Annotated in this window: 7 protein-coding genes; all 7 read right to left on the bottom strand. The window is 57.3% G+C overall.

Translation table 11 applies throughout. From position 1 onward, the window contains the following. Positions 1-1,381 (bottom strand): UxaA family hydrolase (locus tag GXN74_RS04930; protein ID WP_162369815.1); only part of this gene is annotated, 1,381 nt, incomplete at its 3' end. Then, positions 1,378-2,826: a tagaturonate reductase gene (locus GXN74_RS04925; RefSeq protein WP_162369814.1), complete on the bottom strand. Its 1,449-nt coding sequence runs from the start codon at positions 2,824-2,826 to the stop codon at positions 1,378-1,380. The genes GXN74_RS04930 and GXN74_RS04925, both read right to left, overlap by 4 nt. Before the next feature lie 95 nt (positions 2,827-2,921). Next, positions 2,922-4,355 carry an MATE family efflux transporter gene (locus tag GXN74_RS04920; protein ID WP_162369813.1) on the bottom strand — a complete coding sequence of 478 codons (1,434 nt, stop codon included), beginning with the start codon at positions 4,353-4,355 and terminating at the stop codon, positions 2,922-2,924. Positions 4,356-4,425: 70 nt separating this feature from the next. Next, a complete protein-coding gene (gene kduD, locus GXN74_RS04915; RefSeq protein ID WP_162369812.1) occupies positions 4,426-5,205 on the bottom strand; it encodes a 2-dehydro-3-deoxy-D-gluconate 5-dehydrogenase KduD in 780 nt (259 codons plus the stop codon). An 11-nt stretch (positions 5,206-5,216) separates the two neighbouring features. Further along, positions 5,217-6,050, bottom strand: a complete 834-nt coding sequence (gene kduI / locus GXN74_RS04910; protein ID WP_162369811.1) for a 5-dehydro-4-deoxy-D-glucuronate isomerase — start codon at positions 6,048-6,050, stop codon at positions 5,217-5,219. A gap of 62 nt (positions 6,051-6,112) precedes the next feature. Next, on the bottom strand, positions 6,113-7,678 hold the full coding sequence (locus GXN74_RS04905; RefSeq protein WP_162369810.1) for a glycoside hydrolase family 28 protein: 1,566 nt from the start codon (positions 7,676-7,678) through the stop codon (positions 6,113-6,115). Positions 7,679-7,681: 3 nt separating this feature from the next. Beyond that, a complete protein-coding gene (locus GXN74_RS04900) occupies positions 7,682-8,584 on the bottom strand; it encodes a carbohydrate ABC transporter permease (protein WP_162369809.1) in 903 nt (300 codons plus the stop codon). Between the last annotated feature and the right edge of the window lie 2 nt (positions 8,585-8,586).

Raw genomic sequence — 8,586 nt, 5'->3', positions numbered from 1 at the left:
CCAGAAGTTCCGGCATGCTCTTTTGGCCGATCAGCTGGCCCGCATCGAAATCGATCCAGCCCGGTTTCTTGCGGGCCAGGTCCGTGTTGGTGGAAATCTTCATGGTGGGTACGAAGCCCCCGAAGGGGGTCCCCCGTCCGGTGGAGAAGAGCACCATGTGGCAACCCGCCATTCCCAGGGCGGTGGTGGCCACCAGGTCGTTCCCGGGGGCGCTCAGCAGGTTCAGGCCCGGGGTCTTCAGGCGCTCCCCGTAGCCCAGCACGTCCATGACCTGGCTCCGCCCGGCCTTTTGGGTGCAGCCCAGGGATTTGTCCTCCAGGGTGGTGATCCCCCCCTTTTTGTTCCCAGGGGAGGGGTTCTCATAAATCACCTGTCCGTGGCGCTGGTAGTAGTCCTTGAAGTCGTTCACCATCTCCACCGTCTTCCTGAAGACCTCCCCATCGATGCAGCGGTTCATCAGGATTGTCTCGGCACCGAACATCTCCGGCACCTCGGTCAGCACGGTCGTCCCCCCATAGCTGACCAGGTAGTCGGAGAATTCCCCCAGCAGGGGATTCGCCGTGATTCCGCTCAAGCCGTCGGAGCCTCCGCATTCCAGCCCGATCCGCAGGACACCCAGGGGCTTCTCCACCCGTCTGTCCTCCTTCATCCTCTCGTAGAGGGCTTTCAGGCGCTGGACACCCGCGCCGATTTCGTCCTCCTCCTCCTGGGCCACCAGGAACACGACCCTTTCCGTGTCGTATTCCCCCATGGTCTCCCGGAAGGCCTGGACCTGGTTGTTCTCGCAGCCCAGCCCCAGGACCAGGACCCCTCCGGCGTTGGGGTGCTTTGCGATGTCCTGGAGTGTGGTGCGGGTGGCCGCATGGTCCTCTCCCATCTGGGAGCATCCATAGGGATGGGGAAAGGCGAAGACGCCGTCGATCCCCACGGGATCCACTTCCTTCCTGAAGCGGTCGATGATCCTTTGGGCAACGCCGTTTACGCATCCCACGGTGGGCACGACCCACAGCTCGTTGCGGATCCCCACCTCCCCGTTGGAACGCTCGTACACATGGACCTTCCTCTCCGGCAGGGAGGTCCCAAAGGATTCGAAGGCGGGGGCATAGCCGTATTCCAGGATCTCCCCCAGGCCCGTCTTCAGGTTGTGGACATGCATATGCCGTCCGGGTGCGATGTCCTCGGTGGCGTTGCCGATGGGCATGCCGTACTTGACCACCGCCTCCCCCGCGGCGATGGCCCCGACGGCCATCTTGTGGGCCTGGGGGATGGGTTCGGCAGCGGCGATTTCCTTCCCGTCGACCTCGATCCGGTCGCCTGGCTCCAGGGGTTCCAGGGCGATGGCCACGTTGTCCTTGGGATGGATCCGCAGATGCCGCTTCATAGGAGCACCTCCTGCAGGGCTTCCTCCATCCCCTTCTCCAGGATCAGTCCCAGATGTTCCACAACCAGGTCCAGCAGTCCGGGCAGGGCCGTCAGGTCCGCCGTCCAGACGGGTGCATGGCCAAGGACCGTCCGGGCCAGGGACCTGCGTCCCTCCTCGGACCCGTCATAGGCAGCCCATGCTTTCCTGAAGAGTTCCAGGATGTCTTCGGCGTCGTTCACGGGGATCGTCTCCTCCCCCCGCAGGCCCCTGTAGAAGACCAGCATGGCCGCCAGGGAGAAGACCAGCCTCTTGGGCAGCGCACCCTTTTCCCTAAGATAGGCCTCCAGGGAAGGCAGCACCCGGGTGTCGTACTTGGACATGCCGTTGAGGGAGATGCTGAGGAGCTGGTGGGAGATGAACGGGTTGCGGAACCTGTCCATGACCTCGGCGGCGAAGGATTCCAGCTCCTCCTTCGGCAGGTCCAGGGTCGGGATGATTTCCTCGAAGACCGCCTGGGTGAGGAATTTCCCCACCACCGGATGCTCCACGGCCTCCTTCACGGTGTCGATGCCGTAAAGGTAGGCCACGGGCACCAGCGTCGTATGGGCGCCGTTCAGGATGCGCACCTTCCGGGTCCTGTAGGGGGTCATGTCGTCCACGAAGAGGACGTTGCATTCCGTCCTGTCCACCGGCAGGAGTTCCCGGAGACGGGCAGGGCCCTCGATGACCCAGAGGTCGAACTGCTCGCTCTCGACCACCAGCTGGTCCTCATATCCCAGTTCCTCCCAGACCTCCTGGATCCGGTCCCGGGGATAGCCCGGCACGATCCGGTCCACCAGGGAGTTGCAGAAGGTGTTGGCTTCCCCAAGCCAGGCCTCGAAGGCTTCCCCCAGCTCCCATTCCCTGGCATGCCTCTCCACGACCGCCTTCAGCTTGTCCCCGTTCCTGTCGATGAGCTCGCAGGGGATGATGACGAAGCCCTTGTCCGGGGCGCCCCCAAACGCCTTGAAACGGGCGTGCAGGAGGGCCGTCAGCTTGGCCGGGAAGCCCTTCTGGGGCCCTTCCAGCGTGTCCTCCGGCTCGTAGGCGATGCCGGATTCGGTGGTGTTGGAGATGACGATTCGGGCCGTCTCCACCTCCGCCAGCCCCAGGTAGCCCGCATGGTCCGTGTAGGGGTTGACCGCCGACACGATGGAGTCGTTGAGGAGATGCTCCTTCACCGGCTCCCCGTTCTTGATGCCCTTCAGGGTATGGGTGTAGAGGAAGTCCTGGGACGCCAGCAGGTCGATCAGGCCCACGGGCAGCGGCTGCACCACGGCGATCCCTCCGTTGAAGTCCGTTTCATCGTTGAGCTTCTGGACCATCCAGTCCGTGAACGCACGCAGGAAGTTCCCTTCCCCGAACTGGATGACCTTGATGGGACGTACGGGTGCCTGGTGCAATGCCTTCGATAATTTTTCCATGATTCTCACCTTTCCATTCTCGCTGTCCTGTTTGGCGACGGTCGGATTCCACCTCTCGTCTACAGGGGTTTGTATAAGCTGCAAATATTTGTTGTTTACGCTATCTTTTCCTCTCGGGATTTTTGCATGATTTCTCTTATGACGAAAAGCCCGACGCCCAACGAGAGTACCCCTACGGCAATGTTGCTGACCATCATCACAATCCCAACCGACCTGCTGCCGATGTCAGTGTGGTTTTGCAGATAGTACAGAACAGGAATGCGGAATAGGAACACTCTTGAAAAATTGATGGCAAGGGTAAGCTTCGTATAGCCGAAGCCATAAAGAAGCGCCATCACTGTTGCCGCGACTCCCAGGGGAACCGCCCCTAGGGCTTCATACCGGTAGACACTGCTGACCAGCTGCTGGAAGGCGGTGTCATCCCGGGCGAACAACCCGCTGATCTGGGGCAGGAACGCGATGGTCAGCACATAGCCCGCGACGCCGATGAGGACGTTCACCACCAGCAGCTTGTAGACGGTCTCCAACGCCCTCCGGTACCGTTTTGCTCCAAGGTTCTGGGCTATGATGGCCGCACCACCGTCCTGGAATCCGTTCTGGGGGTTCGTCGTCAATCCGCCGATATTGTTGGATATGCCCAAGGCGCCAACAGTAAGGGTTCCGTACAGGGTGGCCATGGCATTGACCACCACCTTCCCGAATCCAAACGCTAGTTTTTCAACCATTACCGGAAAGGACACCTTCAGCATCGGCTCCACCACCTCCCGTTGCATGCGCATGTGCCTGGGATCGAGTCCAAACACATCCTTGGGGTCCCGCAGGTTGTAGATTCCCGCTGCGAAAACCACCACTTGGGACAACAGGGAAGCCACCGCAATCATGGTCACCGTGCCGCTGACGACATAGACGAAAAATGCCGTGAATCCAAGCTTGACGAGGATCATCAGGATGTTCAGGTGGAGTATGACCTTCGAATTCCCCCTTGCCCGTTCTACTGCAATGTAGATGTTGTTGAAGAACCCTAAAACCATAGCGATGATTTCCAACTTGAAATAGTTGGCTCCCGTCGCAATCAGCAAATCGGGTGTCTTGAACACCCTTAGGATCTCTTCCGTAAAGGGAAGGATGCCGACCAGAACCGCCGCCCCCATGGCCATCGAAAGGACCATCAGGGAATTCACCTGCTTCTTGACCATGCCATACAGCCCTGCACCATAGCATTCGGCGATTTTTATTCCCCCTCCGACGGCAAGCCCTCCTCCGACTGACGCCATCATCAGCTGCAACTGCGAGATGTAGGCCACTGCCGATACCGATATGGCATCAATATGCGCAGCCATCATCGTATCCAGGATTCTGAAAATCTGGTTCAAGCTTTGGTAGAGTGCGATGGGGCCGCAGATGGTCAGGATCACGTTGTACACACTTCCTGTCAGAACGAAGTCCCGCCTCGTCCTGTCCTTGTGGGACAGGAATATTTCCCCCTCATCCCCGGAACAACCTTCTTGCGGCCGTCGTTTTTTTTCCATTGATATCTCCTAGGTAAAAAAAGGAAAGACAACGCATCTCCGACAGGTTGGCTTTCCTTTTGATCATACTCTACCGCACCATCCAACCGCCGTCGACGCAAAGAATGTGTCCCGCCATGTAATCCGATGCCTTGGAGGATAGGAAGACTGCCGCTGCCGCCAGATCTTCCGCCTTCCCCCACCGCGTTGCAGGAATTCTAGAGAGGATTTCCTTGTTTCGCCCTTCATCCGCACGGATGGGTTCCGTGTTATTCGTCTCAATATAGCCGGGCGCGATGGCATTGATTTGGATGTTGTGTTCCGCAAGTTCATTTGCGAACGCTTTGGTAAGGCCCGCCACACCATGTTTGGACGCCGTATAGGAAGGCACATACATCCCCCCTTGGAACGATAGCATCGATGCGATGTTGATGATCTTCCCGCCGCCCTGTTCCTTCATATGCCTGGCCGCCACCTTGGAAAGGTAGTAGACGGCATTGAGGTTGAGGTCCATAACGCTCCGCCATCCTTCGTTGTCGCCTTCCAGCAGCGGAGCCCGGTAGATGGTTCCGGCGTTGTTGACCAGGATGTCGATGCGTCCATAGGCCTCCACGCATTTCTCCACGGCAGCCATCGCCACCTGCTCTTCCTGAAGGTCACCCGAGGCGAAGGCGATTTTCCGGCCCAATGCCTCCACTTCCTGGCGCATTTCCTCCTGACCTCTGCTGGAGTGGGTGAAGATGAAGAGGTCCGCTCCCGCCTTGGCCAATCCGATGGCGATACCCTTCCCTATTCCCGAATTGCCTCCGGTGACCATGGCCACCTTTCCCTCAAGTCCGAACTGTTCCGATACGTAATTCGTCTGCTCCATTCCTCCCCCTCCTACAGTACATCCTTGGTCGCCACCACTTCCAGGTCCGTATATTCCTGGTTCTCGCCCACCATCCCCCAGATGAACGTGTAGCGCCGGGTGCCTACGCCGCTATGGATGGACCAGGAGGGCGAAATCACCGCCTCCTCATTGCGCATGACGATGTGCCGGGTTTCCTTGGGTTCCCCCATCATGTGGAACACCAGAGCGTCCTCTGCCATGTTGAAATAGAAATAGACCTCCATCCTGCGTTCATGCAGATGGCAAGGCATGGTGTTCCATACCGAACCGTCTTCCAAAATGGTCATACCCATGAGCAGTTGGCAGGATTTGCATACGTTGGGGTGCACATACTGGTAAATCGTTCGCTTGTTCAACTCCGCATCGGTGCCCATCCGCACAGGGCTTGCATCCTTGATGTTGATTTTCACATTCGGATGCTTTGTATGGGCTGGCGCGGAATTCACATAAAACTTAGCAGGATCCGCAGGATCATCGGAGGCGAAACTGACCTCACGGGTTTCACTTCCGATATACAATCCATCCTGTCGTTCCATTTCGTAGGCGACCCCATCCACCAAGATGCGCCCTTTTCCGCCGATGTTGATGATCCCCATCTCCCGTCTGGCCAGGAAGTACTCCACGCCCAGCTCCTTCCCTGCTTCCAGGTTCAACGTCTTGTCCACAGGGAATATGGATCCTGCGATGATGCGGTCCACATGCGAGTAGGCAAGGTGCACCTCATCCTTCCTGAAAAGCCCGTCGACATGGAACTCCTCCCTGAGTCTTGCGGTGTCGTAATGCTTTGCATCCTTCGGACCGGACGCGTATCTGATATCAAACATGATTTCCTCCCATATTTCCTGTTTTCCTGTTTTCCTGTTTTCCGCAAAAGCAGCTGGAAAAATCACTCCTGCTGTTCATGCAGGTTTTCCACATCTTGGTATTGGAACCCCTCGCCTTCGACACCCTCTATGGTCACATTCCGGATGGTTACGCCACGGGCGTTCCCGATGAAGAAGCCACCTTTGGAACTCTTTTCAATATGGCTCATCATCGCCGGATAGTCCGTTCGGCTGTCCTTCTTGAATGCGATACGGATGTCCTCAAGATGGATGTTTTCGATTTTTTTCTCAGGCAGCCCGTAAAAAAAGCCGGCGCTGACTTCCGCATCCTTTGCCACAATATTCTTGTAGTAGATGTTCTCGATGGCGGGGGTCCCGTCATCCACCGGAAGCGCTTCCTTGCTCCAGACATATTCCGTCTTGCCATCCGTGTCGCAGAAATAGAACGCATTGATGACGAAGGGGGTCAACACCCCTTCCATGCGGATGTTCTCCGCCTTTATGCCCCGTATGACACCCTCCCGCCCCCTGCCGCGGCGGGTTTTGATGCGGATCCCCCGGTCTGTCCGGTGAAAGACGCATTGTGTGGCCGAAACGTTCAGGATGCCGCCGGACATCTCGCTTCCGATGACGATGGCGCCATGACCGTCGGCCATCCTGCAGTTGCGCACGATGATGTTCTCCGACGGGCGCTTCAGTTTCTTGCCCAGATACATCTTTCCTGACTTCAACGCGATGCAGTCGTCCCCGACTGAAAAGTGCACGCCACAGATCAATACGCCTTCGCACGACTCCGGATTGATTCCGTCCGTGTTGGGAGAATCCTTTGGGCTTTCAATGGTTAGGTTGATGAACTGCAGGTCCCGGCTGAACATCGGATGGATGTTCCAGGAGGGGGAATTCCTCACCGTGAGGCCTTCGACCAGGACCCACCTGCTGTTCAGTAAAAACACCATCCGCGGCCGCCAGGCGATGCGCCTTGCTTTTGCGTCCTTCCACCAGTTGTCCATGGAGGCCTGGCCATCTAGGATACCTTCCCCTGTCACGACGACTTCCTCCACATCGATTCCCGTCAAGAGGCTTGCAAACGCATCCTGGGGATCTCCCTCCCAGGACCCCAGATAGGCCTCTTCCCCGCTGTTCGTCTCCAATGTGCCCGGCAACACCGGATAGAGTGCGCGCTCCGTACTTGCAAGAAGCACCGCGCCTTTCTCCAGCTCCAAGGTCATCCTGCTCTTGAGGAAGAGCGGTGTCGACAGGTAGACGCCCTCCGGCAGCAATACGCGTCCGTAAGGAGGACATGCCGCAATGGCAGCCTGAATCGCCGCGGTGTCCAGGGTCTCCCCATCCCCCTTGGCGCCAAACCGGCGCACATCCAGCGTCATCGGCTCGTCCTTTGTCATCAGCCCATAGACAGGGGATGTCGTTTCCGACCCTTCCTCCTTCAGTTGCACGTCGTAACGCTTTGCCGGCTCCAGCCCGTATAGGGTGTGGACATTCCGGTTGGTGGTGGCGTGCAGGACCCCATCAAGGTAAATCCGATAGGGTCTATCATTGTAGAAACAGGAATCGTTTTGGACCTCGATGGACAACGTCCGCGACGTCCTGCTGATCAGTTGGAAATCCATGGATCACCCCTTGATTCCCGAGCTCGTGATGCCGTCCACAAAGTGCCTTTGCGCAAGGAAGAACACCACCAGGGATGGCACCAGGGCAATGACCGACAAGGCGATCACCTGGTTCCAATGCACCAGGGCACTGGCGTCCATGGACATTTTGAGCGCGATGGACACCGGGTACTTCCGGACGCTGGAGATGTAGATCAGGGGTCCGAGGAAGTCGTTCATTGTCCACATGAACTGGAACAGGGCTACGGAAATCAAGGCCGGCTTTAGGATCGGCATCAGTATTTTGGTGAGGACTTGAATTGAGTTGCACCCGTCGATGGTAGCCGCTTCTTCAAGGTCCTTGGGGATGCCGCGCATGAACTGGATGACCATGAAAACGAAGAAGGCATCCACCGCAAATGCCGAAGGCACGATCAACGGTTTGTAGCTGTCCAACCAGTTGAAGGAGTTGAACATGATGTACTGGGGAATGCGCAGAACGAGGTTCGGCAGCAAAAGCGTGGCGATCAGTATGGAAAAAAGGAATTTCTTTCCAGGAATCTTGAATCTTGCAAACCCATAGGCGGTCAGTGTAACGGAAATCACAGTGACGATGACCTTGGGGATGACGATTTTGAAGGTGTTGATGAAATAGGTGGTGAAGGTGTATTCCGTTGAGGTCTTCCACCCGTTGACGTAGCCGCTGAAATCAAAGGAACTGGGCAGGAAGCCGATGGATGTGAAGATTTCCGCATTCGACTTGAAGGATGCTCCCAATAGCCAGATGAGCGGATACAGCATGAGCAGGCCCACAAAAGTCAACACGAAGTAACGCAGACCGCTGTTGATGCCATTCCTTCGGGCAAGGCGCTTGCGCAGCCTCAGGTCGTTCTCTGCAATGAGTTTTTTTCTATCCTGTTCGTTCATTG

This window comes from Anaerotalea alkaliphila (assembly GCF_010179735.1).
GTDB classification, from domain to species: domain Bacteria; phylum Bacillota; class Clostridia; order Lachnospirales; family Vallitaleaceae; genus Anaerotalea; species Anaerotalea alkaliphila.
Note: the sequence above shows the minus strand (reverse complement) of the source record. Positions and strands in the feature narration are given on the sequence as shown.